A 24,257-nucleotide genomic window follows, 5' to 3' on the forward strand; every position below is an offset into this window, starting at 1 on the left:
CCTCGTCTGACTTACAGTCGTTGCGTGATCGCGCCAGAAAAGGTCGATTTCCTTTCCGCCGGCACCCGTTGCGCCGGCTGGTTGTATCTGCCCACTAACACAGAAAGCGCCGCGTGCGTGGTGATGGCACATGGTTTGGGCTCACCTATGCGGACGGCCTGGCGCCCTACGCGGAGGCACTGGCAAGTGCCGGCGTCGCCGTATTCGCCTACGACCACCGCTACCTCGGAGCGTCAGACGGTGAGCCGCGACAACGGATTCGCGTATCCGAACAGCTCGCGGACCGCAGGGCCGCGATCGCGTTCGTCCGCAGTCTCGACGTGGTCGACCCCGACAAGGTGATCGTGTGGGCCTACTCGCTGAGCGGTGGGACCGCAGTCGACGCCATCGCCGCCGACAACCGCATCGCCGGCGCGATCTTGCTCTGTCCATTCACAGACGGCCTCTGGCGGATTCGGCGAAGCGCGATGACACAGCCGCTCAACATGCTGTGGACGGCCAAGCAGGCAGCAAGGGACGCGACAATTCCCGTAACCGCCGAACCCGGCAGCCGGGGTGGGATGACATTTCCTGGCGAACACACCGGTTTCACGAGATCTACTGGCCCCCATTGGCGTAACGAAGTGCACGCCGGTCTGGCGCTACCGCTACCGTTCTGGCGCCCCGTCACCAAGGCACGAAAAATCCACTGTCCGACACTGATTCAAGTTGGCCTGCGCGACGTTTCGGTGTCCAACAAGGCGATCGACCGTATCGCGAGCAAAGCACCCAACGTCGTGCTCAAGCGCTACGACGTCGATCACTTCGAACCGCTCTACAGCCACGACCGCGAGCAGATCGCCGCGGATCAGGTGGAGTGGTTGAAGGCGTGGCGGTCGGCCGGCAGCTAGCCCGATTCGCCCGCGTGCATTTTCAGTGCACCCTCGACGTTGGCCCTCTTGTCCTCGCCGGCGCCTTTGGCGGCGGCCTTCTTCCGCTTCGCCACAACGCTGTCCACGGCGCCGTTCAGCGCCGAGCCGAGCGGAAAACCCAGATAGTGGGTGAGGAACACCGCCATCTCCTTGAGCTCGGCGGCGGTGAGTTCCTCGTTGAGAAGCGCGGCATTGATCTGAATCTCGGCCAGATCGCGATTGCCGACGGCGGTGACCGCGGTCAGGGTCATGATGCGCTTGTCGCGCATCGACAACCCCGGCCGGTTCCAGATGGTGCCGAACAGGTGGTCGACAGTCAGGTCGAAGTACGGGTCGCCCTCGATGTTGGGCATCTCCCAGCCGTAGACCTCGTTCATCTTGGCGAGGCCCTTGCTACGCAGCTCGTCCATCACGCCTCTTTCTCTGTGTGCGGCACCCCGAGTCCGGCGGCCAAACGATCGAGCGCAAGCCTGGCCAATGGCAGGTCGACGCCAACCGACTCGGCCAACGCCAGGGCCAAACCCAGATCCTTTTCGCCGAGGCCTCGGGTATGCATGAACGGATCGTGGAGGAAGTGTTCCGGCGCGAGATCCTTGGCATCGTCGCGGTACATGATCGAGCCCGGGCCGCCCGTCAGCTTGTCGGTGTATCGCACCACGTTGCCGAGATCCTGCAGGTTCAATCCGGCAGCGTCGGCCAGCTTCCAGGCCTCGCCGACCGCCGCGAACCCGGTGAACGTCAACATGTTGCGAGCCAACTTCATTCGGGTGCCCGCACCCGGCTCGCCGGCGTGCACGACCATCGCCGCCCAGTGCTTGAAGGCCGGTTTGATCCGCTCGTAGACTTCGCGGTCCGCGCCGACCATGGTGGCAAGTTCGCCCCGGGCAGCCGCGGGCGCGCCACCGCTGACCGGCGCGTCGACGATGTGGATGTCCTGAGACCTCAACTCGGTGGCCAGTTCGGCCGCCGTCGTGTCTTTGATGGTCGAGTGGATTGCTATCACGGTACCCGGCTTGGCGTGGGGAGATAGTTCGCCGACGACCTCGCGCACCTGCGCGTCGTCCAGCACGGTGATGTGGATGATTTCGGCTTTCGCGACGTCGGCCACACTGTCGGCCAAGCGCGCGCCCTTTTCGGCCAGCGGCGTCATCGCCTCGGCGCGGATATCGTAAACCGTTACACCGCCTGGCCATTCGGCCATCCTGGTGGCCATCGGTGCACCCATGTTGCCCAGACCGATGTAGCCCAGTTTCACCTCGTCACTCATGAGCGCCGCTCCTCCTCATCGCTACGCTCTGTATCGTCGTGGGCGCGACTCATGAGCGGAAAATCTGTCCGCCGTCGACGTTGAAGATCTGCCCGGTGATCCACGAAGCCTCGTCTGACAGCAAGAACAGGCACATCCCGACGAGATCTTCGGGTTGCCCCATGCGCGACAACGGAATTCCCTTCACGATGTCAGCGACCATCTCCTGCGGAGTCGTGCTCCGGTTGGCTTCGGTATCGATCGGTCCTGGCGCGATCGCGTTGATCCGGATGTTCTGGCCGCCGAGTTCTGTTGCGAGCTGTTGGGTGAGGCCGTTGACGCCGACCTTGGCCAGGCCGTAGAAGTTCGAGTACAGCCATGCCGCAGTGGAGGATTGGTTGACGATTGCACCGCCGCCACGCTTGGCCATCTTCTTGTAGACCGCTCGGGTGCACCACAGCGCGCCATCGAGGTTCACGCTCATGAACTTCTTGTAGTAGTCGGGGTCGACGGTCAGCAGGAAGTCGAGTTTCATGCCACCGAAGATCGCGGCGTTGTTCACTAGGTAGTCGATGCCGCCGAACTCGGCCAGTGTGCGGTCGGCCATCTCTTTGGCCGAGGCCGGATCGGACACGTCGACGGGCAGCGCCAGCGCCCTGCCGCCCTCACCCTTGATTCCGTCGGCGACCTTCTCGGCCCCTTGGATGTTGATGTCGGCGACCACGACGACGGCACCCTCGCGGGCCAGTGCCTCGGCGTAGGCCTGGCCGATGCCGCCACCTGATCCGGTGACGATGGCGACTTTGTTCTCAAACCGCATGTTTTCCTCTCGGGACGTCACTAGACCGCTGTCGCAATGGTTTTGGTTTCCAGGTATTCCTCGAAGCCGGCCAGGCCCATCTCACGCCCGTTGCCCGATTGCTTGTAGCCACCGAACGGCAGATCGGCCGAATACCACACCCCGCCGTTGACGTTGATCGTGCCCGCACGGATTCGCGACGCTACCGCGGCCGCCCGGTCCGGGTCGGTCCCAAACACTGTGCCTGACAGGCCGTATGGCGAGTCATTCGCGATCCGGACGGCGTCGTCGTCACCGTCATACGGAATCACGGTCAGCACGGGACCGAAGATCTCCTCCTGCGCGCATCGGGCATCGTTGCCCAGCCCGGCGATGACGGTCGGCTCGATGAAGAATCCGACGGTGCGGTCGGCTGGTCGGCCCCCTCCGCACGCGAATGATCCGCCCTCGGCGATCGCCGAGTCCAGATAGCCCTGGATTCGATCACGCTGGCGCGCCGAAATCACTGGCCCGCATATTGTTCCGGCGTCGTTCGGGTCGCCGGCCTTGATGCCGCCCATCGTTGCGGCGGCGATCGAGACAGCGTCGTCGTATTTTGTCCGCGGCACCAGCAGCCGCGTGGTGATGGCACACCCCTGCCCCGCATGCATACACACCGAGAAGCCGGCCATGCTCACCGCTGCACCCAGGTCGGCATCGTCGAGCACGACGAACGCGGACTTGCCGCCCAGCTCGAGGAACACCCTCTTGATGGTCGCGGCGCCGTCTGCCATCACCGCGCGGCCGGTCGCGGTGGACCCGGTGAACGAAACCATGTCCACCCGAGGGTCTTTGGACAACATGGCGCCGACGCTGTGGTCGCTGGAGGTGACGATGTTGACGACACCGGCCGGGAAATCGGTGTGCTCGGTGATGAGTTCGCCGAGCACCGCCGCAGCCCATGGCGTGTCGGGGGCGGGCTTCAACACCACGGTGTTCCCCGCGGCCAGGGCGGGCCCGATCTTGGCGAGGTTGATCTGGTGGGGGAAGTTCCACGGGGTGATCGCGCCGACGACTCCGACGGCCTCGCGGGCGATGGTCCGGCGGGTGGGAATGCCCATTGGCTTGGCCTCGCCGAGATCCTGGATGTAGTCGTAAGACTCGGCGGTGTCGGCCGCAAACGACAGGTCGTTCACCGGACCTTCCAGCTGGGCGATGCCAGTGAGCATTCGTGGCGCCCCGACCTCGGCGATGGTGAGTTCGCGCAGCTCCTCGAGGTGCTGCTTCATGGCTTCCTGCAACTGCCGCACGCAGCGAACGCGGAGGTCGACGTTGCGAGACCAGTCGGTGTCGTCGAACGCTCGCCGGGCCGCCTCGATGGCGCCGCTCATGTCGTCTGTGCCGGCGTCTGCCGCAGCGCCCAGGACTTCCTCGGTGGCGGGGTTGATGGTCGGGAACGTCCCCTGACTACCACTCGTTAGCTTGCCGTCGATGAGCAATGAGCTCACCCCGTCAGCCAGCAATGCCATCGTTGCCTCCGCCGCTGTTCGTCAATGGACAGTTGTCCGGAATGATCCTGTCGAAGATAGCCTCAGCGTCGTCTGAAAGGCAAGGCCAGCCGACGTCGCTTTCTCAGATATCCATTCCCAACTGGTACTTCATCTGTCGCACTTGCCTGCCGAGGGCCTTGTCAGCTAGCTTGGACAAGTGTCCAGCGACCCCGTGGTCACCATCACTCCGGAGCCGGGTGCCCCGGCCAGTGGCGTGCCGCGCAACCGTCGACAGGAAGAGACGTTCCGCAAGGTCTTGACCGCGGGCGTCGAGGTCCTGCGCGAGACGTCGTATGCCGACCTGACCGTGCGAGGGGTGGCGGCGCGGGCCAAGGTCGCGCCGGCGACGGCCTATACCTACTTCTCGTCGAAGAACCATCTGATCGCCGAGGTCTACCTGGACCTGGTGCGCCAGGTGCCCTACTTCACCGACGTGAACGAGCCGATGCCGACACGGGTGGACAAGGCGCTACGCCACCTGGCCTTGGTGGTCGCCGACGAACCTGAAGTCGCGGCGGCCTGCACGACCGCATTGCTCGGCGGCAGTGGCGATCCGGCTGTTCGGACCGTGCGCGACCGGATCGGCGCCGAGATCCACAAGCGCATCACGTCCGCCATCGGGCCCGACGCCGAGCCGCGCATGGTCTCGGTGCTCGAGATGACGTTCTTCGGTGCGCTCGTCAATGCCGCCAGCGGTGCCTACACCTACCACCAGATCGCCGACCATCTCGCCTACGCGGTCGGTCTCATCGTCACAACGGAAGCCTGATGACCACTATCGACAAGCCACCGGTTCCTTTTTTGGACCCCTACGATTACGACTTTCACGAAGACCCGTACCCGTACTACAAGCGGCTGCGCGACGAGGCCCCGCTTTATCACAACGAAGAGCTGGGCTTCTGGGCGTTGTCCCGCCACCAGGACGTACACCAAGGCTTCCGCAACAGCACTACGCTGTCCAACAAGTTCGGGGTTTCACTGGATCCGGCTTCGCGCGGCCCACACGCATCCAAGACGATGTCGTTTCTGGCGATGGACGATCCCGCTCATTTGCGGTTGCGAACCCTGGTGTCAAAAGGCTTCACGCCCAGGAGGATTCGCGAGCTAGAGCCCCGCGTCACCGAAATCGCACACCAGCACCTCGACACCATGCTGGAGAAGTCCGCGCACGGGACGGTCGACTATGTCGACGAGTTCGCCGGCAAGCTGCCGATGGACGTGATCTCCGAGCTGATGGGTGTCCCGGAGCCCGACCGAGTGCAGGTTCGGGCGTGGGCCGACGGCGTCATGCACCGCGACGAAGGCGTCACCGATGTGCCGCCCGAGGCGATCGAGGCATCGCTCAACCTGATCGTCTATTACCAGGACATGGTCGCCGAGCGGCGCAAGCGACTCACCGACGACCTGACCTCAGCGCTGCTGGAAGCCGAGATCGACGGTGACCGACTCACCGACGACGAGGTGCTCGGATTTATGTTCCTGATGGTGATAGCCGGTAACGAGACCACTACCAAATTGCTTGCCAACGCCGCTTTTTGGGGCCACAAGAATCCCGACCAGCTGACACCGGTGTATGCCGACCTCGAACGGGTGCCGGCGTGGGTGGAGGAGACGCTGCGCTATGACACCTCCAGCCAGATCCTGGCCCGGACGGTGGCCGGCGAGCTCACCCTCTACGACACAACGATCCCGGATGGCGATGTGCTGTTGCTGCTGCCGGGCTCCGGCCACCGCGACGAACGCGCCTTCGACAAGCCCGACGACTTCATCATCGGACGCGACATCGGCTCGAAGCTGCTGAGCTTTGGCAGTGGAGCGCATTTCTGCCTGGGCGCGCATCTGGCCCGGATGGAAGCTCGGGTTGCGCTCACCGAATTGTTCACGCGGATCAAGGGTTACGAGGTTGATGAGGCCAATTCCGTTCGCGTCCATTCCAGCAACGTGCGCGGGTTCGCACACTTGCCGATGACCCTGGAGGTCTCCTAGATGCCCCGCTTCGAACCACTGCCCGAGCGTCGTCCGGCAATCGTGGCAGGCGCCTCCTCCGGCATCGGAGAGGCCACCGCGATCGAGCTCGCCGCGCACGGATTCCCCGTCGCCCTGGGTGCCCGGCGGGTCGAGAAGCTCGACGACATCGTCGGCAAGATCAATGCCAACGGCGGCGAGGCGGTCGGCTTTCACCTCGACGTCACCGACCCCAACTCGGTCAAATCCTTTGTCACGCAGTCGGTCGATGCGCTTGGTGAGATCGAAGTGTTGGTGGCCGGCGCGGGAGACACCTACTTCGGCAAACTGGCCGAGATAACCACCGACGAGTTCGATTCTCAGTTGCAGATTCACTTGGTTGGCGCCAACCGGCTGGCCGCGGCGGTGCTGCCGGGCATGATCGAGCGGCAGCGCGGCGACCTGATCTTCGTCGGGTCCGATGTGGCGCTGCGACAGCGGCCGCACATGGGCGCCTACGGCGCGGCCAAGGCCGCGCTGGTCGCGATGGTCACCAACCTGCAGATGGAACTCGAGGGCACCGGCGTACGGGCGTCGATCGTCCACCCCGGCCCGACCAAGACCGGGATGGGCTGGAGCCTGCCCGCCGAGAAAATCGGCCCCGCCCTGGAAGATTGGGCGAAATGGGGACAGGCCCGCCACGATTACTTCCTGCGCGCGGCCGACCTCGCCCGCGCCATCACGTTCGTCGCCGAGACACCCCGCGGCGGATTCATCGCCAACATGGAACTCCAACCCGAGGCGCCGCTGGCCGACACCAAAGACCGGCAGAAGCTCGCGCTGGGTGAAGAAGGGATGCCGAATCAATGACGACCACAACAGCGGTGCCCCGGGTCTCTGGCGGCGAGGAAGAACACGGACATCTCGAGGAATTTCGCACCGATCCAATCGGCTTGATGCAGCGGGTGCGCGATGAATGCGGTGACGTCGGGTGGTTCCAGCTGGTCGACAAGCACGTCATCCTGCTCTCGGGCGCCGAAGCCAACGAGTTCTTCTTCCGCTCCGCCGACGAAGATCTCGACCAGGCGGCGGCATATCCGTTCATGGCGCCGATCTTCGGCCAGGGCGTGGTGTTCGACGCCAGCCCGGAACGGCGCAAGGAGATGCTGCACAATTCGGCGCTACGCGGCGAGCAGATGAAGGGCCACGCTGCCACCATCGAGGACCAGGTGCGAGGCATGATCGCCGATTGGGGCGACGAAGGCGAGATCGAACTTCTCGACTTTTTCTCCGAGCTGACCATCTACACCTCCACGGCATGCCTGATCGGCGTGAAATTCCGCAATCAACTCGACCACCGGTTCGCCGAGTACTACCACGAACTCGAGCGCGGCACGGATCCGCTTTGCTACGTCGACCCCTACCTGCCGATCGAAAGCTTCCAGCGACGCGACGAGGCGCGGGTCAAACTGGTTGCGCTGGTTCAGGAAATCATGAACCAGCGAATCGCCAGCCCGCCCGCCGACAAGGCCGACCGCGACATGCTCGACGTGCTGGTGTCGATCAAGGACGAGCAGGGCGAGCCCAGATTCTCCGCCGACGAGGTCACCGGGATGTTCATCTCACTGATGTTCGCTGGTCACCACACCAGCTCCGGCACGTCGGCGTGGACACTGATCGAGCTGATCCGCCATCCGGACGTCTACGCCGAGGTGCTGGCCGAACTCGAGGAGCTGTACTCCGACGGCCAAGAGGTGAGTTTCCATGCGCTGCGGTCGATTCCGAAACTTGACAATGTGGTCAAGGAAACGCTGCGGCTACACCCGCCGCTGATCATCCTGATGCGGGTGGCCCAGGGCGAGTTCGAGGTCGCGGGATTTCCGATCCACGACGGCGACTACGTGGCGGCATCGCCGGCGATTTCCAACCGAATTCCGGAAGACTTCCCCGACCCGGATGCGTTCAAGCCGGATCGGTACAACAAGCCCGACCAGGCCGACATCGTCAACCGATGGACCTGGATCCCCTTCGGCGCCGGCCGACACCGTTGCGTGGGAGCGGCTTTCGCGCAAATGCAAATCAAGGCGATCTTCTCAGTCCTACTGCGCGAGTATGACTTCGAGATGGCCCAGCCAGCGGACAGTTATCACAACGACCACTCGAAGATGGTCGTGCAGCTGGCCAGCCCGGCCAAGGTCCGTTACCGCAAGCGCCAGGCGTAAGGCCGCTCATGAGTTTTCGCATCGAAGCTGACCTCGATCTGTGCCAGGGCCATGCGATGTGCGAGCTGGAGGCCCCCGACTATTTCCGGGTCCCCAAGCGCGGAAAGGTCGAGATTCTAAATGCCGAACCTGGTGACGACGCGCGCGACGAAGTCGAGCGGGCAGTCGAAATGTGCCCTACCCAAGCCCTACTGATCAAGGAGAACTGACAATGTCGTCACATTCACGCGAAAGTCTCGAGGCCTGGGTCGACCGGTGGTTGCAGGCCAACAAGGACTGCGAAAAGACCGGCGACTGGCGGCCTTTGGGTGACTTCTACGCACCCGACGCCACCTACGGCTGGAACATCGGACCCAAGGAAGACGTGATGTGCGTCGGGGTCGACGAGATCCGCGACGTCGCGCTCGGCCTCGAGATGGAGGGCCTGGAGAACTGGGTGTATGAGTACCAAAAGGTCCTCATCGACGAGAAGCAGGGCGAGATCGTCGGCTTCTGGAAGCAGATCGTCAACAAGTCCGACGGCAGTCAGGACGAGATCTACGGCATCGGCGGCAGCTGGTTCCGCCTTAACGACGAGGCGCTGATCGAATGGCAACGCGACTTCTTCGACTTCGGCCACGTCGCCCACATGTTCGGCAAGCTGATCGAGTCCGGTGACCTGAGCGAGGGCATGCAGAACCGTATCCAGCGCAGTGTCGCCGGCGAGAAATTGCCTGGCTATTACCCGCTCGGGCAGGCCCCGGTGCCGATCTGGTGACGGCCCCGTGACCCGGGTCACCCGCTGACCTACACTTAACCAAGCGGTTGCTTGGCTAGCCCCTGGGACTGACCCGACATTCAATGACGAAAGAAGGCTCTAGATGAAGACCAAAGGCGCTCTGATCTGGGAATTCAATCAGCCCTGGTCGATCGAGGAAATCGAGATCGGCGACCCGCAGAAGGACGAAGTCAAGATCCAGATGGAAGCGGCGGGCATGTGCCACTCCGACCATCACCTGGTCACCGGCGGCATCCCGATGGGTGGCTTCCCCGTTCTCGGCGGTCACGAAGGCGCGGGCATCGTCACCGAGGTCGGCCCCGGCGTCGAGGACATTGCCGTGGGCGACCACGTCGTGCTGTCCTTCATCCCGTCCTGTGGTCAGTGTCCGACCTGCCAAGCCGGCATGCGCAACCTTTGTGACCTGGGAGCCGGACTGCTCAACGGCGCGGCCGTATCTGACGGCACCTTCCGCATCCACGCTCAGGGCAAAGACGTCTTCCCGATGACACTGCTCGGCACCTTCTCGCCGTGGATGGTCGTCCACAAGAGCTCCGTCGTGAAGATCGATCCGACGGTGCCCTTCGAGGTCGCCGCTCTGGTCGGCTGCGGTGTCACCACCGGCTACGGTTCGGCGGTCCGCACCGCCGACATCCGCCCCGGCCAGGACGTCGCCATCGTCGGCGTCGGTGGCGTCGGCATGGCGGCGCTGCAGGGCGCGGTCGCAGCCGGTGCCCGATACATCTTCGCGATCGACCCGGTCGAATGGAAGCGTGACCAGGCGCTCAAGTTCGGCGCGACCCACGTCTACCCCGACATCTTCTCCGCCATGGGCGGAATGATGGACGTGACCTACGGCCTGATGGCGCACAAGGTGATCGTCACGGTCGGCGAATTGCAGGGCGCCGACATCGACAACTACCTGATCCTGACTCAGAAGGGTGGCACCTGCGTGCTGACCGCAATCGGGAGCCTGGTCGACAACAACGTCCAGCTGAACCTGGCGATGCTCACCCTGATGCAGAAGAACCTGCAGGGCACCATCTTTGGTGGCGGCAACCCGCAGTACGACATCCCGCAGCTGCTGTCGATGTACAAGGCCGGCAAGCTCAACCTCGACGACATGATCACCCGCCAGTACAAGCTGGAGCAGATCAACGACGGGTACAAGGACATGTTGGACGGCAAGAACATTCGCGGTGTCATCCGCTTCACCGACGCCGACCGGTAACTCTTGGGAGTCCCGTCGAGTGGCCACTTATGACACGAGATTCGACGAAAACCGTGCCAAGACTGGCCACTCGGCGGACAGATAGGAGATCAGGATGTCCGCCGAAACCGCTGAGAAGTCACCCGCGCTGGCCGCGTCCCAGTCGTCCTGGCGTTGCGTCCAGGCTCACGACCGGGAGGGCTGGCTGGCCCTGATGGCTGACGACGTGGTGGTCGAGGATCCGATCGGTAAGTCCGTGACGAACCCCGACGGCACCGGCGTGCGGGGCAAGGACGGCGTCGCGCAGTTCTACGACACCAACATCGCCGCCAACAACCTGACCATCACGTGCGAGGAGACGTTTCCGTCGAGCGACCCGAACGAAGTCGCGCATATCTTGGTGCTGGACAGCAAGTTCGACAACGGAATCACCAGCAGCGTGCGGGGCGTGTTCACCTACCGGGTCAACGACGCGGGGCTGATCGCGAACATGCGGGGCTACTGGCACCTCGACATGATGAAGTTCGGTCAGCAGGAGTGACCCCCTTGCTCGCCGGCCGCGGCGCGGTCGTGGTCGGCGGGTCACGCGGCATCGGCGCGGCCGTCGCGGCATTGCTTGCCCAGCATGGCGCGGGCGTGGTGGTCAACGGACGCGACGCGGAGGCCGCTCGCTCGACGGCTGAGTCCATCACCGCAGCGGGCGGACAGGCCGTCGCGCATCCCGGTTCTCCGTCCGACCAGTGCATCGCTGAGTCGTTGGTGGACAACTGCGTTGACGAGTTCGGCGGCATCCATATCCTGATCAACTGCGCGGGAATCGCCGAACCTGCCGGCTCGTCCATCCTCGATATCAGTGCGGGTCAATTCGCCGAATTGATTGACGCCCACCTGGGTACAGTGTTCGCGACCTGTCGCGCGGCAGTCCCGAAGATGGTCGCGCAGGGCGCCGGCAGCATCGTCAACAGCAGTTCGTTCGCATTCCTCGGTGACTACGGTGGCACCGGCTACCCGGCCGGCAAGGGGGCGGTCAACAGCCTGACCCTGGCGATCGCCGCCGAAGTCAAGGAGCACGGGGTGCGGGCCAACGTAGTCTGCCCCGGCGCCAAGACGCGGTTGTCGACCGGCCCGGGCTACGTCGAGCACATCACCGAGCTGAACCGCAGGGGCTTGCTGGACGACGTTTCGATGCAAGGTTCGCTCGACGTCGCCTCACCGGACTACGCCGCGCCCACGTACGTCTTTCTCGCCAGCGACCTCGCCAACCATCTCACAGGCGAAATCTTGGCCGCCGCAGGTGGTTTCGTGGGCAGGTTTCCCAAAGCGATGCCGGATCTCGTCGGCTTTCGGGATCATCACGACTCGCCGCCCTGGACGGTCGCCGAGCTGTCGGCGATGTTCGCCGATTGAGCGATTGGCTGAGGCTCATATGCTGGAGCCCATGTCGACAATCTTCACCAAGATCATCAACGGCGAACTGCCCGGGCGGTTCGTGTACGAAGACGACGAGGTCGTCGCCTTCCTGACCATCGAGCCGATGACCCAGGGGCACACGCTGGTGGTGCCGCGCGCCGAGATCGATCAATGGCAGGCGGTCGACCGGGCTGTGTTCGCCAAGGTGATGTCGGTCGCGCAGCTGATCGGCAAGGCGGTCACCCTGGCATTCGACGCCGACCGGGCCGGGTTGATCATCGCCGGGCTCGAGGTTCCGCACCTGCACGTACACGTCTTCCCGGCGAAAAGCCTCAGCGACTTCGGCTTCGCAAACGTCGACCGCAATCCGTCTCCGGAATCACTCGACGAGGCCCAGTCGAAAATCACCGCGGCGTTGGTTGCTTTGACAACGCGCTGATCAGTTCCGTTCGCGGTAGTGGGTTCAGCTGCGAATGCCACGCTACGACAAGCCATACGGGGATAGGCACCAAGGGAACCCATACGTGCGGGACGGTTTCGGGCCTGGTCGCCCACGCCGCCCCTACGACGGTCGAGTAGGCCACCAGAATGCTGATCAGCGAAAGGGAATGTCCCAGAATGCTTTGCACCTCGGTGCGTTCGGCCTCGAAGAGGGCGGCAATCGCCGGCACGGAGTCCTCGCCGTCGATGAAGCCGTCGTGAGGAGTCGTCATCGCGCTTAGGGGACGAGGGCTACCGGTGCGGCCACGTCGGTGATGCGCGGCAAGCTGACGACAAAGCGGCAGCCCTGGCCGGGGGCCGTCGTCACGTTCACCGTTCCGCCGTGAGCCTGCACCAGCGAATCGACGATCGAGAGTCCTAGGCCACTGCCACCGCTGCTTCGCGCCCGCGAGGAGTCGGTGCGATAGAACCGTTCGAAAATTCGCAGAGCGTCCTGCTCACTCATGCCAGGGCCTTCGTCGACGACTTCTAGGATGGTGTCCTCGGCGGTGGTTCCGACCCGCACGGTGATGCCGGCGGTCTCCGGAGTGTGCTGCAGGGCATTGGCCATCAGGTTGCCGAGAACCTGTCGCAGCCGTGCCTCGTCGCCCAGCGCTTCGGGCGTACCGGGACCATCGATGACCTCGACGGAAATCGAGCGTTCGGGCGAGACGGCCCGCGCGTCGTGCACCGCGTCGGTTGCCAAAGCCAGCAGATCCACCCGCTTGCGCTCGATCGGACGTTGCGCGTCCAGTCGCGCCAGCAGCAGCAGGTCGTCGATGAGAAGTCCCATCCGGCGTGACTCGCTCTCGATGCGTGACATCACCATCTCCATGTCGCGCGCCGCGCCCTGGCGGTACAACTCGGCGAAACCGCGCATCGTGGTCAGCGGCGTGCGCAATTCGTGGCTGGCGTCGGTGATGAAGCGGCGCATCCGATCTTCGGAGATCCCCGCCTGCTGCGCCGAGTACTCCGACGACGCCAGCGCCCGCTGGATCTGGGCGAGCATACCGTTGAGCGCCGCGGATAATCGACCGACTTCGGTGCGCGAATCACGTTCGGGCACACGGCGATCCAACTGACCGGCGGCGATCGCCGCCGCGGTCTGCTCGACCTCGATCAGCGGTTCCAGGCTGCGGTGGACCACCCACGACGCGACCAGACCCAGGATCAACAGCACCGCCACACCGATGCCGAGTTGCAACCAGGCCAGTGAACGTACGGTGTGCTGGATCTCGGACAGGTCGTAGGCGACGGTCACCAACCGGTTGGGCCCCCGCATCGAGACGACTCGCCACTGCACGCCCGAGTTGTCCACCGACCCGACCGTCGTCGGCTCGGGCCCGACGTCGTTGTTGGCCGGCAGGACCGGTTCGGCGTGACGGTCATTGATCACCGTGTTGCCCCGCCCGTCAGCCGTCAGGCTACGCACGTAGAAGTTCGACGGCGGCCGGTCGAGGTTGGCGCCGTGCGGGATCTTCAGCGCACCCTTCGGAGCCTGCGCCCAACCCCGTGACGCCTCTTCGAGAGTTTGATCGGCTCGGGCGATCAGATGTTGGCGCAGAATCGACGTCACCGCGATCCCGGAGGCGGTCAGCCCGCACGCCACCAGTAGCAGGGTGGCCGCGACCAATGCGACGCGCAGCGGCAGTTCGATCCGGAAAGGTCGCGCCATCCGACTAACGAGGCTCCCGCAGCACGTAGCCAACCCCACGTAGCGTGTGCAGCAGACGCTTCTCCCCCGTGTCGATCTTGCGGCGCAGATAGGACACGTAGGACTCGACGACATTCACGTCGCCGCCGAAGTCGTAGCGCCACACGTGATCCAGAATTTTCGGCTTGCTCAGGACAGTGCCGGCGTTGATCACGAAATAGCGCAACAGCGTGAACTCAGTGGGCGACAACGAAACCGGCTGACCCGCCTTCCACACCTCGTGGGTGTCTTCGTCAATCTCGATGTCGGCGAACGTCAACCGGGCATTGTGGTTCTCGCTCGCACCTTTCCCGGTGCGCCGCAGGATCACTCGCAACCGTGCCACGACCTCTTCGAGGCTGAACGGTTTGGTGACATAGTCGTCACCCCCGAGCGTCAGGCCGGCGATCTTGTCCTGCAACGAGTCGCGGGCGGTGAGAAACAGCGCGGGAGCGTCGATGCCGTCGGCGCGCAGCCGGCGCAGCACCCCGAAGCCGTCCATGCCTGGCATCATCACGTCGAGGATCACCGCGTCCGGTTTGACGTCGCGAGCCAGATCGAGAGCGGACGCACCGTTGGTCGCCGTGTGGACTTCGAAGCCTTGGAATTTGAGGCTTACCGATAACAGCTCGACGATGTTGTCTTCGTCGTCGACGACGAGAACGCGTGCCTCTGGTGCTGCTTCGTGCATGGCTGCTGACATGACGTCAATTCCCCCCTATGTAGCTGACAAATGTCTGCATACCGGCTGTGGCCGCACTGAGAGTTTGTTGGACGGCGATCCAGGGCCAACGACCACGGGATTTGTCCAGAGCTGAATACACTCGGGGGATGAACTTGGGCAAGAGCCTGGTGGACCTCGCCACTGCGCCGATGCGCGTCGGACTCGCCGCCGCCGACGCCGGGCTCGGCATCGCAACGACCGCGCTCGGCGTGGCACACCGCAGCCTCGGCGACACGCCCACCGTGGCCGGCTCCAACGCGGTGGCACACATGCTCGGTATCGACGACGCGATGGCCAGGGCCAATCGGCTGGCGCGGTTGCTGGACGAGGATGCGCCGCTCGGACGGGCGATTGCCCCCGACGGGCCGATCGATCGCCTGCTGCGCCCAGGCGGGGTGGTCGACATGCTGACCTCGGACGGCGGCCTGCTCGACCGGTTGACCGCCGAGGGCGGCGGCCTCGAGCGGGCGCTGAAGCCGGGCGGACTGGTGGACCAGTTGACCGCCGACGACGGGCTGATCGAGCGGGTGCTCGCGGAGGACGGCTTGGCAGATCGGCTGCTGTCCGAGGGCGGTCTGATCGACAAGCTGACCGCGCGCAACGGCCCCCTGGAACAACTGGCCGACGTCGCTGACACCCTCGCCCGGCTGACGCCCGGCATGGAGGCCCTGGAGCCGGCGATCGCAACTCTGCAGGACGCGGTGATGTCGTTGACTTTGGTGGTCAACCCGTTGAGCAACATCGCCGAGCGGATCCCGCTGCCGGGTCGGCGCCCGGGCCGGCGTTCGCCGAGCCGGACCGTGCGTTCCCAACGCGTGATCGACCATGAGAGCTCGGCCCAGGACGAGTGACCCGTTAGGCTGGCCGGGTTACACCGGCCTCCTTAGCTCAGTGGTAGAGCAACGCTCTTGTAAAGCGTAGGTCGTCAGTTCAATCCTGACAGGGGGCTCTCAGTAAATGGAGGACTTCCCATGACGCACCGTCGCCTAGCGTGGGCGCTCGCCGCCGCGCTGTTGGTCGCCCTCATTCCGATCGCGGCCCACGCCGACCCGTCAGTGCCGCCAGGTCAACCGGTGAAGTGTGTGAGCAACACCCAGAAAGGCAAGCAGGTCCTGGTTCCTTGCGATCTGCTCAATGCCGGCGCCAACTTCCCGCCGGGCTATCGCTGCCCTCCGCCGCTCGAGCAGTACACGCAGGATGTGCAGGATTGGTGCGGGGTGGGGCCGGGGCTTGGAACTCCACCGCCGGGCGCGGCCCCACCGGCGCCTCCCACCAGCCCGACGAGTCCGACCAGCCCGACCAGCCCATCAAAGCCGTCAACATCTGCGACGACGACCACAACCACGACCACCACGACGGCCCCGTCGAGCGGAACCACAACGACCACAACCACAACGACGACGAGTCCGACTCGAACGCCATGACGGTGACAGTGCAGCGTTGCCGGGCCTGTTGATTGCCGTCGACTTCCGTAGGCAGTCCGTTGCTAGTCTTTCGCGATGGTCCGGCATTGTTGCGCCTTGCTGCAGGTCGGCGTCACTGCGCTGATCGCGGCTTCCCCCGGCGCACCGACCGCTTCAGCAGTGCCCAACCTCGCCGGGATGACCGTGTTCATCGACCCCGGCCACAACGGGGCTCAGGACGCCTCGATCACCCGGCAGGTTCCCAATGGCCGTGGCGGAACGAAGGATTGCGACACCAGCGGCACGGCGACGGCCGACGGTTATCCAGAGCATGCCTTCACGTGGGACGTCGCACTCGACCTACAGGCGGCGCTGAGTCAGATGGGCGTGCGGACGCAGATGTCGCGCGACAACGACGGTTCCGTCGGCCCCTGCGTCGATCAGCGGGCCGCGTTGGCGAACGCGATGCACCCCGATGCCGTCGTGAGCATCCACGCTGACGGGGGCCCGCCATCAGGTCGAGGTTTTCACGTCAACTACTCGAGCCCGCCGGTCGACGATGTGCAAGCCGGTCCCGCGGTCCGATTGGCGCAATCGATGCGGGACGCGCTGGCAACGGCCGGGATGCAGCCGTCGACCTACATCGGGTCCAACGGGCTCTACGGCCGCCCCGACCTGGCCGGGCTGAACCTCGCCCAAAACCCCGCTGTCTTAATCGAATTAGGCAATATGAAAAACAGCGACGAAGCCGCAAAGATGAAGAGTCCCGAGGGACGCGCCGCCTATGCCGCAGCGGTTACGCAGGGCGTCGTGGCTTACCTCGGCCACCAGGCCTCGCCCAGTTAGCGCTCAGCGCTTTACAGATCGGACGGATTTTGTAACGATTCCCCAGTGGGCGATGTGGCGCGGGTGCTTGGGCTGGCGGGGCATCTTGGCCGTGGACTGCAGCGGGTAGCCACCGACGCCGTGGTCGGTCGGATGCGCTCGCTGCCACGATCGATCAAGGAGCTTGACGCGCAAGCACTCTCGAATATCATCGGCCACCGAGTTGCTTCGGCGGAGATCATCGCCGGCGATGCCGGGACCTCGTCACGCGCGCGACTGGCGCTGACCGGCGACGGCGTCCCCGACTCCGTGTTCGTCAAAATGCCCGCCACGACCATCGCGACCCGGCTGATGGGCGAATTGGGCCGTCTTGCCCACACCGAAGTGATGTTCTATCGCGAGTTGGCGCCGCAATTGACTGGCTTACCCGAGTCCTACGGTTCTGCGTTCGATCCCCTGACGGGCCGCTTTGTGCTGGTGCTGGAAGATCTCGCGGTCGACCCGTGCGTCTTTCCTGACACCCTGCATCCGCTCGACCGGGATCAGGCGGCCAAGATCGTCGAATTACTCGCCACGTTGCATGCGACATTCTGGGAACGTCTACCCACCAAGGCAAGGCGCTGGATGTACTCCGCGTCGGATGACGACACCTCTCTGCTGACCGGCCCACTGCTGAACACGTCGGCCCGGCGCTTGGCCGAGCGAACCTCGATCGCCGTCGACAACGGTCGTTTCATTATCGACAACTACCGCGCGGTAGCCAAAATCATTGACCGACAACCGAACACGGTGATGCACGGTGACGCACACCCCGGCAACGTCTACTTCCGCGATGGCCAGGCCGGGTTGCTCGACTGGCAGGCAGTCCGTCGCGGGCATCCCGGACGTGAACTGTCCTACACCCTGATCACCGGCATGACCACCGCCGACCGTCGGTCCTGCCAACGCGAACTGCTGTCCCTCTACCGCCAAGCGCTGGCGGCCGCGGGCGGACCGGAGTTGGACGCCGAGGAGCTATGGCTGCGCTACCGGCAGGCCGCACTGTACGCCTACGTCGCCCCGCTGATCACCGCTGGCATGGGCGGCATGCAAGACGAAAGCATTGCGCTAGAAGGGGTTCGACGCGGGGTGGCCGCGCTGGCCGATTTGGAGACCGTCACCGCACTGCGGACATCGTTGGCATCGTAGATTCACTACCCATGCGGTTGACGGTCCTCGGCAGCGGCGGATGGATTCCCACCAGCTCCCGCCAGACCAGCTGTTATCTGATCACATCTGGGCCCGAGGCATTGATTCTGGATGCCGGAACGGGTCTCGGCACCCTGCATATCAATCCGTCCTTGCTCGACGGCGTCGAAAAAGTCACCGTGGCGCTCAGTCACTTCCATCTGGATCATGTGACCGGGCTCGGCTTCCTCAGCGCCCGCGCATTGGAGAATCGAGAACTCACCATCGCCGGTCCGGGTTCGTTGGCCTACGGCCGGCCAACCCGATCGATCGTTGAGCAGCAACTGCTCGCTCCCCCTTTCCAGACGACGTCGCCCCTCGCCTCGGCACGCTGGGCGGAGCTGGGCTGGGACACGTTGGGCTTCGCCGGGCACGAGATCCAGGTCTGGGAGCAGACCCGTCACCCGCTGCCCTCCGCCGGCTTCCGGGTCGGGGACCTCATCGCCTACTGCACCGATACCGAGTTCGACCCGCAGACCATCCGGCGGGTGGCAGGCGTGGCGACCTTGCTCCACGAGGCGTGGGAGCCACGCGGAGCGGAGCGCGGCCACACCTCGGGCGAGGAGGCCGGCACGGTCGCCGCCGAGGCCGGAGTGTCACGGCTGATGATCACGCACAACCATCCCCTGCCGGGTGTTGCCAAACGCACCGCGCAGGCCGCCCAAGCCCGCTTCGATGCGGCGTTCGCGGCCGCCGACGGAGCGATTCTGGAGCTCTAGCAGCACGATTTGGCCACAATTGGTACGCCCCTACCAAAACCGCGTGACTGGATGTCACTGCAGCTCAAGATAATTTTTGACGTGGATGTCAAAATCGGGCGGTTACTTGGGTCACAAACCGGGCCTCAGCGAGGTGCCGCATACTTGACGGCAAGTGTCAAACAGCGCGCGCTCAATTCATCCCGGGTCAGGCGCAAACCCCAAAATTCAGCCGAGATGGTCATGGGAGACCTGCAGCGAACCAACCCCAAGCATCGCCTCCGTGCGACGACGCCCAAGAAGCGGCGCCGCACGCTGGCACATGCCGCGGGCGCGGTGATCGCGGTCGCGGCGCTGCTCGTCACGGCCTCCGGCTATTGGATGGCGCACGGCATGCTCAGCGGCATCACCGTCTCCCAGGCCCTTGGCGCCGAGGACCCAAAGTCGACCGGCAACGGGATGAACATCCTGCTGATTGGATTGGATTCGCGGAAGGACCAAAACGGCGACGATCTGCCGTGGAGCCTGCTGAAGCACCTGCACGCCGGCGATTCCGACGACGGCGGCTACAACACCAACACGTTGATCCTGGCGCACGTCGGTCCTGACGACAAAGTCTCCGCCTTCTCCATCCCCCGCGACGACTGGGTGTCGTGGAACGGCGTGCCCGGCTACAACCACATCAAGATCAAAGAGGCCTACGGCCTGACTAAGCAGTACGTCGAGCAGAAAATGATCAACAAGGGCGTCAGCGACCAAAAGGAACTCGAGACCAAGGGCCGCGAGGCCGCCCGCGCCGCGACACTCAAAGCGGTCCGGAAGCTGACGGGAGTGCCCATCGACTATTTCGCCGAAGTCAACCTGGCCGGCTTCTACGATTTGGCCAGCAGCCTGGGCGGCGTCGACGTCTGCCTCAAGCACGCCGTCTACGACGAATACTCCGGTGCCGACTTCCCGGCGGGCCGCCAGCGGCTGGATGCCGCGCAGGCGCTGGCGTTTGTCCGGCAGCGCCACGGCTTGGAGAACGGGGACCTGGACCGGACACACCGCCAGCAGGCATTCCTCTCGTCGGTCATGCACCAACTCCAGGACGCGGGCACCTTCACCAATATCGGGAAGCTGAAGGACCTGATGGCGGTGGCGCGAAAGGACGTCGTGCTGTCGTCGGGCTGGGACGAGGACATGTTCCGCAGAATGGGTGCGCTGGCCGGCGGGTCAGTCGAATACCGAACCTTGCCCGTGGTTCGCTACGACAACATCAACGGCCAGGACGTCAACATCGTCGACCCTGCGGCGATCAAGGCCGAGGTGGCTGCGGCATTCGGCACATCCTCGTCGTCGACGACGTCGACCACTGTCGAGGCGCCGAGCCCGTCGACCGTCGTCGACGTGGTGAACGCCAGTAGCGTCGGCGGTCTCGCCAGCAAGGTGGCCCGCACGTTGAAGCACGACGGATACACCACCGGCTCGGTTCGCGACCGGGTCAAAGGCGAACCCACCACCACCACAATCGAATACGGGCCCGGCGCCGACTCCGACGCGCGCGAGGTCGCCAGCCTGCTGGGCATCGATGCGCCCGGCAAGGCCAATCGGACATTGCAATATGGGCACGTTCAGGTGGTGGTCGACGACAATTTCTCGATGCCCACCCAGGATGAGTCGCTGTCGGAGACGACCACCGAATCCACCACGGCGCCAGACCTTTACGGCAACTACAAGTGGAGGTCGAGCATGACCACCACGACCGACCCGACGCCCGACCGGGGAGTGCCGATCGACGGGGGCGGCGTCCCCTGCGTGAATTGACCTAGTCGCGCAGCAAGAACGCCAGCACCGCGCTCTCGAACGCCTCTTTCGCCTCGATCATTGCCCAGTGCCCGCAATTCGGAAACACGTGCAATTCGGCGTTGGGGATGGTTCGCATCGGGATCAGCGCCATGTCCAGGGGACTTACCCTGTCGTCGCGGCCCCAGGTGATGAGCGTCCGCGCCCGCACGCGATGCATCATCGCCCACGGCTGCGGTCCGTTGGAAGATTCCATCGTCTTCATCATCGCGGCAAACGCATCCTTGCCGTACATCCGTCGTGCACCGGCCAGGGTCTCCGGATCGGTTGCGTGAGTCCACCTTTCCTCGATCAATTCCTCGGTCACTGTCGCCGGGTCGTAGACCATCGAATGTAACCACCGGACCAGTGCCTCGCGGCTGGGTTCGTCGGTGAACTCCTGCAACAGCCGGATGCCCTCCGCGGGACCGGGAGTGAGTACGTTGCGACCGATGCCGCCGATCGTCACCAGCCGACGCACCCGTTCGGGATGTGCGATCGCGTAGTTGATGCCGACTCCACCGCCCATTGAATTGCCAACGATGTCAACGGAGTCCAGACCCAGCCCTTCGACGAACCGGACCAGCGCATCGAGTGCGGTAACCATGGGATGGCCCCCGTAGTCGGCACTGACGCCGAAACCGGGGAACTCGAGAACCAGGCAGCGAAAAATCTCGGCGAAGGTGCCCAGCACACCACGGAAGTTTCGCCAACCGGTCACTCCCGGCCCGGAACCGTGCAACAAGACGAGCGGCGGTCCGTCACTCGGTCCCGCTTGGTGGTAGCGCAGTACGCCTGGATCAGTGGCGATTTCCCGTAGCGTGCTCTCGTATGTGAAATCCGTTGTCACGCGTGCGTTCCGCCGTCGATCCGGATTTCGGTGCCGGTGATGAACGCCCCGTCGTCGGACACCAGCATCGCGATGACGCCAGCGACGGCCGCAGGACTCGCCATTCCCGTGCCACTGGATTCCTCGGTCGTGGGCAGGATCGGCATCAGCCGGGTGAACAGTCCCCAGTCCGCGTCCTGCGGGATGTATCCGCCTGTGGCATCGGTGATTCCGGACTTGATGCTTCCAGGTGCGACACACACGGCCCGAAGCCCTTTGCTGGCATACTCCAGCGCCAATGCGTGGGTAAAGGATTGGACGCCACCCTTGCTCGCCGCGTAGGCGGCCATGTAGGGGTGTGCGAACGATGCTGAGGTGGAACTGAAGTTGACGATCGCGCTACGCGGATTGCCCAACAGAGTTGGCAGCGCTTCGCGAACCACCAGGAAGGTGCCTGTCAGATTGACCGTGATGATCTGGTTCCACTGCTCGAGCGACATTTGCTCGGTGTGCACGGCTCGCAGGATTCCGGCGGCGTTGACCACCGAATGCAGCCCGCCCAGCGTGTCAACGGCGTTGCGCACGCCATCGACCACCGAGCTTTCGTCGCCGACGTTCATTTCCAGCAGGATCAGACGATCATCGTTGCCGGCTTCGGCTGCCTTCGCACGGGTCTTCTCCAATCCATCGGTGACGACGTCGGCCGCGACGACGGTGGCCCCCTCTTCCAACAGCCGCAGCGCGGTTGCCTGCCCGATACCCGAGGCGGCGCCGGTTACCAGGATCCGGTTGCTCGTCAATCGCTTCATCTGCGCTCCTCTACTGTCGTTGGCCTATAACGTATTTCAGAGCCAGACCTGCGGTTCATTCCCGTCGACGGCGATCTCGGCACCACCCTGTCGTCGGGCTGCGCAGAATTAGTTTGCATAACAACGGAATCCTTTGTACCCGGCGTTGGCCACATCGGCACAGATGTCGTTGTAGGCAGCGAAACCGCCGATGAACAGCATGAAAACCCTTGGTTTGCCTGGAACGTTCGCCCCCATGTACCAGGAGTCAGCCTTCACGAACAGCGATTCCTCCGCCCGACGCGCCAGTTCAGCCGACCAGCCGTCCACTGCGTCCGTGGTCGGTTCCATTGCGCAATAACCGTGTCTGTCGAGATAACTAATGGCGTCAGCGATCCAGTTCACCTGTGCCTCAGCGTGCAAAACCATGTTGGCCAATACTGCGGGCGCACCAGGCCCAGAGACCAGGAAAAGGTTCGGGAATCCATCGACACCCAACCCCAGGTAGGTCCTTGGTCCATGTGCCCAGTCATCCCGTAGTCGAACACCCCCACGACCGGCGATGTCAATCCGAGCCAGAGCTCCTGTCATCGCATCGAATCCCGTTGCAAGCACTATGGAATCGACATCGTAACGTGCGTCGGTGGTGCAGATACCGCTTCGGTCAATGCGTTCGATTGGAGTCTCACGCACGCTCACCAAACTTACATTGGGGCGATTGAATGTCTGAAAGTAATTGCTGTCAGTGCAGATTCGTTTGGTGCCGATCGGGTGGTCGACTGGGATCAGCCGGTCGGCGAGAGCGGGATCGTTGATGACGGCGCGAACCTTCTCCTCGTAGAATTTCCGGGCCTCGTCGTTGGCGGCCAGGTTGGTCAATTGGTCGGGGAAGGTCTTGGAGTACAGCACACCGCCGAGTTGCCAACGCTTCTCGAATGCTTCACGACGTTCCTGGGGATCGTGTTCCAGCGTCGGCCGGGAAGCGGTGACGTGGGGCGAACCACCGCCGCTGCGCCACGATCGTCGACGTCGCTCGGGATAGGTCGCTTTGATCTCGTCGAGGTCTTCGCCTGAAAGCGGCTTGTTGCCGGCCGGGACACTGTAATTTGCGGTGCGCTGAAAGACGTAGAGGTGGGCCGCCTGCTCGGCGAAAATCGGGATCGACTGGATGCCTGAGGATCCGGTGCCGATCACCGCGAGCCTCTTGCCCGTGAAGTCGACGGGATCATGCGGCCAGTTCGCGGTGTGGTAGACCTCGCCGCCGAAATCTCCCAGGCCTGTAAAGCTCGGCGTCAGGGGTGCCGAAAGCGAGCCGGTCGCCATCACGCAGAAACGGGCGTTGACCACGTCACCGCTGGCGGTGGTCAGCGCCCACCGTGACGCGCATTCGTCGAACACGGCTGACACCACCCGCTCGTTGAAGGTCATATCGCGACGAAGGGCGAGCTTGTCGGCGACCCAATTCAGGTAGCGAAGGATCTCAGCCTGGGTCGCGTACTTCTCGGTCCAGACCCACTCTTGCTGAAGCTCGTCGGAAAACGAGTACGAGTAGTCCACGCTCTCGACGTCGCAGCGTGCGCCGGGATATCGGTTGTAGTACCAGGTACCGCCGAGATCGGGCGCCGACTCGAGCACCCGCACCGAAAGGCCTTGGTCGCGCAATTTGTGCAGCGCGTAGAGACCGGCGAACCCGGCGCCCACAACCACTGCGTCGAGAGGTTCATTAGCCGTCACAAGT

At 64.1% G+C, this 24,257-nt stretch carries 27 protein-coding genes and 1 tRNA gene; 18 read left to right on the top strand and 10 right to left on the bottom strand.

Annotated features, from left to right (window positions below):
- The first annotated feature begins 113 nt into the window (after positions 1-113).
- On the top strand, positions 114-890 hold the full coding sequence (locus tag MKK62_RS05205; protein WP_240262060.1) for an alpha/beta hydrolase: 777 nt from the start codon (positions 114-116) through the stop codon (positions 888-890).
- Here MKK62_RS05205 and MKK62_RS05210 read toward each other — a convergent pair.
- The 4 genes from MKK62_RS05210 to MKK62_RS05225 are packed head-to-tail and all read right to left on the bottom strand — an operon-like array spanning position 887 to position 4,464.
- On the bottom strand, positions 887-1,321 hold the full coding sequence (locus MKK62_RS05210; RefSeq protein ID WP_240262059.1) for a carboxymuconolactone decarboxylase family protein: 435 nt from the start codon (positions 1,319-1,321) through the stop codon (positions 887-889). The genes MKK62_RS05205 and MKK62_RS05210 overlap by 4 nt on opposite strands.
- Complete coding sequence (locus tag MKK62_RS05215; protein ID WP_240262058.1) at positions 1,321-2,178, bottom strand: NAD(P)-dependent oxidoreductase; 858 nt, start codon at positions 2,176-2,178, stop codon at positions 1,321-1,323. The genes MKK62_RS05210 and MKK62_RS05215 overlap by 1 nt, the downstream gene beginning before the upstream one ends.
- A 49-nt stretch (positions 2,179-2,227) precedes the next feature.
- The gene (locus MKK62_RS05220; protein ID WP_240262057.1) at positions 2,228-2,977 is read right to left on the bottom strand and encodes an SDR family oxidoreductase; all 750 of its coding nucleotides are present in this window, start codon (positions 2,975-2,977) and stop codon (positions 2,228-2,230) included.
- 20 nt (positions 2,978-2,997) lie between these two features.
- A complete protein-coding gene (locus MKK62_RS05225) occupies positions 2,998-4,464 on the bottom strand; it encodes an aldehyde dehydrogenase (protein WP_240262056.1) in 1,467 nt (488 codons plus the stop codon).
- A 178-nt stretch (positions 4,465-4,642) separates the two neighbouring features.
- Between MKK62_RS05225 and MKK62_RS05230 the strand changes: the two genes are divergently transcribed.
- The 10 genes from MKK62_RS05230 (at position 4,643) to MKK62_RS05275 (ending at position 12,467) form a co-directional block, all read left to right on the top strand.
- Positions 4,643-5,254 carry a TetR/AcrR family transcriptional regulator gene (locus MKK62_RS05230; protein ID WP_240262055.1) on the top strand — a complete coding sequence of 204 codons (612 nt, stop codon included), beginning with the start codon at positions 4,643-4,645 and terminating at the stop codon, positions 5,252-5,254.
- A complete protein-coding gene (locus MKK62_RS05235) occupies positions 5,254-6,471 on the top strand; it encodes a cytochrome P450 (RefSeq protein ID WP_240262054.1) in 1,218 nt (405 codons plus the stop codon). Before MKK62_RS05230 ends, MKK62_RS05235 begins: the two co-directional genes overlap by 1 nt.
- On the top strand, positions 6,472-7,299 hold the full coding sequence (locus MKK62_RS05240) for an SDR family oxidoreductase (protein ID WP_240262053.1): 828 nt from the start codon (positions 6,472-6,474) through the stop codon (positions 7,297-7,299).
- Positions 7,296-8,651 carry a cytochrome P450 gene (locus MKK62_RS05245; RefSeq protein WP_240262052.1) on the top strand — a complete coding sequence of 452 codons (1,356 nt, stop codon included), beginning with the start codon at positions 7,296-7,298 and terminating at the stop codon, positions 8,649-8,651. The genes MKK62_RS05240 and MKK62_RS05245 overlap by 4 nt, the downstream gene beginning before the upstream one ends.
- An 8-nt stretch (positions 8,652-8,659) precedes the next feature.
- Entirely contained in the window at positions 8,660-8,860 is a 201-nt protein-coding gene (locus tag MKK62_RS05250; RefSeq protein ID WP_240262051.1) for a ferredoxin, read from the top strand.
- A 2-nt stretch (positions 8,861-8,862) separates the two neighbouring features.
- The gene (locus MKK62_RS05255) at positions 8,863-9,408 is read left to right on the top strand and encodes a nuclear transport factor 2-like protein (RefSeq protein WP_240262050.1); all 546 of its coding nucleotides are present in this window, start codon (positions 8,863-8,865) and stop codon (positions 9,406-9,408) included.
- A gap of 103 nt (positions 9,409-9,511) precedes the next feature.
- Positions 9,512-10,639: an NDMA-dependent alcohol dehydrogenase gene (locus tag MKK62_RS05260; protein WP_240262049.1), complete on the top strand. Its 1,128-nt coding sequence runs from the start codon at positions 9,512-9,514 to the stop codon at positions 10,637-10,639.
- Between the two features lie 94 nt (positions 10,640-10,733).
- Positions 10,734-11,159 carry a nuclear transport factor 2 family protein gene (locus MKK62_RS05265; protein WP_240262048.1) on the top strand — a complete coding sequence of 142 codons (426 nt, stop codon included), beginning with the start codon at positions 10,734-10,736 and terminating at the stop codon, positions 11,157-11,159.
- A complete protein-coding gene (locus tag MKK62_RS05270; protein WP_240262047.1) occupies positions 11,156-12,025 on the top strand; it encodes an SDR family NAD(P)-dependent oxidoreductase in 870 nt (289 codons plus the stop codon). Before MKK62_RS05265 ends, MKK62_RS05270 begins: the two co-directional genes overlap by 4 nt.
- Positions 12,026-12,044: 19 nt before the next feature.
- Positions 12,045-12,467, top strand: a complete 423-nt coding sequence (locus MKK62_RS05275) for an HIT family protein (protein WP_240262046.1) — start codon at positions 12,045-12,047, stop codon at positions 12,465-12,467.
- Here the strand turns inward: MKK62_RS05275 and MKK62_RS05280 are convergent.
- The 3 genes from MKK62_RS05280 to MKK62_RS05290 are packed head-to-tail and all read right to left on the bottom strand — an operon-like array spanning position 12,433 to position 14,904.
- Positions 12,433-12,741, bottom strand: coding sequence for a hypothetical protein (locus tag MKK62_RS05280; protein ID WP_240262045.1), 309 nt, complete (start codon positions 12,739-12,741; stop codon positions 12,433-12,435). The genes MKK62_RS05275 and MKK62_RS05280 overlap by 35 nt on opposite strands.
- A 5-nt stretch (positions 12,742-12,746) precedes the next feature.
- Complete coding sequence (locus MKK62_RS05285) at positions 12,747-14,183, bottom strand: sensor histidine kinase (protein WP_240262044.1); 1,437 nt, start codon at positions 14,181-14,183, stop codon at positions 12,747-12,749.
- Positions 14,184-14,187: 4 nt separating this feature from the next.
- Positions 14,188-14,904 carry a response regulator transcription factor gene (locus tag MKK62_RS05290; protein WP_240262043.1) on the bottom strand — a complete coding sequence of 239 codons (717 nt, stop codon included), beginning with the start codon at positions 14,902-14,904 and terminating at the stop codon, positions 14,188-14,190.
- 128 nt (positions 14,905-15,032) lie between these two features.
- On the opposite strand from MKK62_RS05290, the gene MKK62_RS05295 reads away from it, so the two are divergent.
- The 7 genes from MKK62_RS05295 (at position 15,033) to MKK62_RS05325 (ending at position 20,884) form a co-directional block, all read left to right on the top strand.
- Positions 15,033-15,776 (top strand): hypothetical protein, encoded by a 744-nt coding sequence (locus MKK62_RS05295; RefSeq protein WP_240262042.1) that lies wholly within the window; start codon positions 15,033-15,035, stop codon positions 15,774-15,776.
- 26 nt (positions 15,777-15,802) lie between these two features.
- Positions 15,803-15,874, top strand: a tRNA-Thr gene (locus MKK62_RS05300).
- A 261-nt stretch (positions 15,875-16,135) separates the two neighbouring features.
- Positions 16,136-16,381 (top strand): hypothetical protein, encoded by a 246-nt coding sequence (locus tag MKK62_RS05305; protein WP_240262041.1) that lies wholly within the window; start codon positions 16,136-16,138, stop codon positions 16,379-16,381.
- A gap of 64 nt (positions 16,382-16,445) precedes the next feature.
- The gene (locus MKK62_RS05310) at positions 16,446-17,174 is read left to right on the top strand and encodes an Rv3717 family N-acetylmuramoyl-L-alanine amidase (protein WP_434085023.1); all 729 of its coding nucleotides are present in this window, start codon (positions 16,446-16,448) and stop codon (positions 17,172-17,174) included.
- A gap of 45 nt (positions 17,175-17,219) precedes the next feature.
- Positions 17,220-18,341 carry an ecdysteroid 22-kinase family protein gene (locus MKK62_RS05315; RefSeq protein ID WP_240262040.1) on the top strand — a complete coding sequence of 374 codons (1,122 nt, stop codon included), beginning with the start codon at positions 17,220-17,222 and terminating at the stop codon, positions 18,339-18,341.
- Between the two features lie 11 nt (positions 18,342-18,352).
- A complete protein-coding gene (locus MKK62_RS05320; protein WP_240262039.1) occupies positions 18,353-19,099 on the top strand; it encodes an MBL fold metallo-hydrolase in 747 nt (248 codons plus the stop codon).
- A 222-nt stretch (positions 19,100-19,321) separates the two neighbouring features.
- On the top strand, positions 19,322-20,884 hold the full coding sequence (locus MKK62_RS05325; protein ID WP_434085024.1) for an LCP family protein: 1,563 nt from the start codon (positions 19,322-19,324) through the stop codon (positions 20,882-20,884).
- Position 20,885: 1 nt separating this feature from the next.
- Here MKK62_RS05325 and MKK62_RS05330 read toward each other — a convergent pair whose 3' ends face one another.
- The 3 genes from MKK62_RS05330 to MKK62_RS05340 form a co-directional block, all read right to left on the bottom strand.
- Positions 20,886-21,752, bottom strand: a complete 867-nt coding sequence (locus MKK62_RS05330) for an alpha/beta fold hydrolase (protein ID WP_240262038.1) — start codon at positions 21,750-21,752, stop codon at positions 20,886-20,888.
- Positions 21,749-22,540, bottom strand: coding sequence for an SDR family NAD(P)-dependent oxidoreductase (locus MKK62_RS05335; protein WP_240262037.1), 792 nt, complete (start codon positions 22,538-22,540; stop codon positions 21,749-21,751). Before MKK62_RS05335 ends, MKK62_RS05330 begins: the two co-directional genes overlap by 4 nt.
- Before the next feature lie 108 nt (positions 22,541-22,648).
- Entirely contained in the window at positions 22,649-24,253 is a 1,605-nt protein-coding gene (locus tag MKK62_RS05340) for a flavin-containing monooxygenase (RefSeq protein WP_240262036.1), read from the bottom strand.
- Between the last annotated feature and the right edge of the window lie 4 nt (positions 24,254-24,257).

The sequence above is a fragment of the Mycobacterium paraterrae genome (genome assembly GCF_022430545.2).
GTDB lineage: Bacteria > Actinomycetota > Actinomycetes > Mycobacteriales > Mycobacteriaceae > Mycobacterium > Mycobacterium paraterrae.

Bases quoted from the DNA above. Each gene is read 5' to 3' on its own strand.
- MKK62_RS05295 (WP_240262042.1), top strand. From the start codon at position 15,033: ATGAACTTGGGCAAGAGCCTGGTGGACCTCGCCACTGCGCCGATGCGC.
- MKK62_RS05260 (WP_240262049.1), top strand. From the start codon at position 9,512: ATGAAGACCAAAGGCGCTCTGATCTGGGAATTCAATCAGCCCTGGTCG.
- MKK62_RS05290 (WP_240262043.1), bottom strand. From the start codon at position 14,904: ATGTCAGCAGCCATGCACGAAGCAGCACCAGAGGCACGCGTTCTCGTC.
- MKK62_RS05255 (WP_240262050.1), top strand. From the start codon at position 8,863: ATGTCGTCACATTCACGCGAAAGTCTCGAGGCCTGGGTCGACCGGTGG.
- MKK62_RS05275 (WP_240262046.1), top strand. From the start codon at position 12,045: ATGCTGGAGCCCATGTCGACAATCTTCACCAAGATCATCAACGGCGAA.
- MKK62_RS05250 (WP_240262051.1), top strand. From the start codon at position 8,660: ATGAGTTTTCGCATCGAAGCTGACCTCGATCTGTGCCAGGGCCATGCG.
- MKK62_RS05245 (WP_240262052.1), top strand. From the start codon at position 7,296: ATGACGACCACAACAGCGGTGCCCCGGGTCTCTGGCGGCGAGGAAGAA.
- MKK62_RS05240 (WP_240262053.1), top strand. From the start codon at position 6,472: ATGCCCCGCTTCGAACCACTGCCCGAGCGTCGTCCGGCAATCGTGGCA.
- MKK62_RS05220 (WP_240262057.1), bottom strand. From the start codon at position 2,977: ATGCGGTTTGAGAACAAAGTCGCCATCGTCACCGGATCAGGTGGCGGC.
- MKK62_RS05320 (WP_240262039.1), top strand. From the start codon at position 18,353: ATGCGGTTGACGGTCCTCGGCAGCGGCGGATGGATTCCCACCAGCTCC.
- MKK62_RS05285 (WP_240262044.1), bottom strand. From the start codon at position 14,183: ATGGCGCGACCTTTCCGGATCGAACTGCCGCTGCGCGTCGCATTGGTC.
- MKK62_RS05280 (WP_240262045.1), bottom strand. From the start codon at position 12,741: ATGACGACTCCTCACGACGGCTTCATCGACGGCGAGGACTCCGTGCCG.
- MKK62_RS05335 (WP_240262037.1), bottom strand. From the start codon at position 22,540: ATGAAGCGATTGACGAGCAACCGGATCCTGGTAACCGGCGCCGCCTCG.
- MKK62_RS05235 (WP_240262054.1), top strand. From the start codon at position 5,254: ATGACCACTATCGACAAGCCACCGGTTCCTTTTTTGGACCCCTACGAT.
- MKK62_RS05325 (WP_434085024.1), top strand. From the start codon at position 19,322: ATGGGAGACCTGCAGCGAACCAACCCCAAGCATCGCCTCCGTGCGACG.
- MKK62_RS05225 (WP_240262056.1), bottom strand. From the start codon at position 4,464: ATGGCATTGCTGGCTGACGGGGTGAGCTCATTGCTCATCGACGGCAAG.
- MKK62_RS05215 (WP_240262058.1), bottom strand. From the start codon at position 2,178: ATGAGTGACGAGGTGAAACTGGGCTACATCGGTCTGGGCAACATGGGT.
- MKK62_RS05210 (WP_240262059.1), bottom strand. From the start codon at position 1,321: ATGGACGAGCTGCGTAGCAAGGGCCTCGCCAAGATGAACGAGGTCTAC.
- MKK62_RS05265 (WP_240262048.1), top strand. From the start codon at position 10,734: ATGTCCGCCGAAACCGCTGAGAAGTCACCCGCGCTGGCCGCGTCCCAG.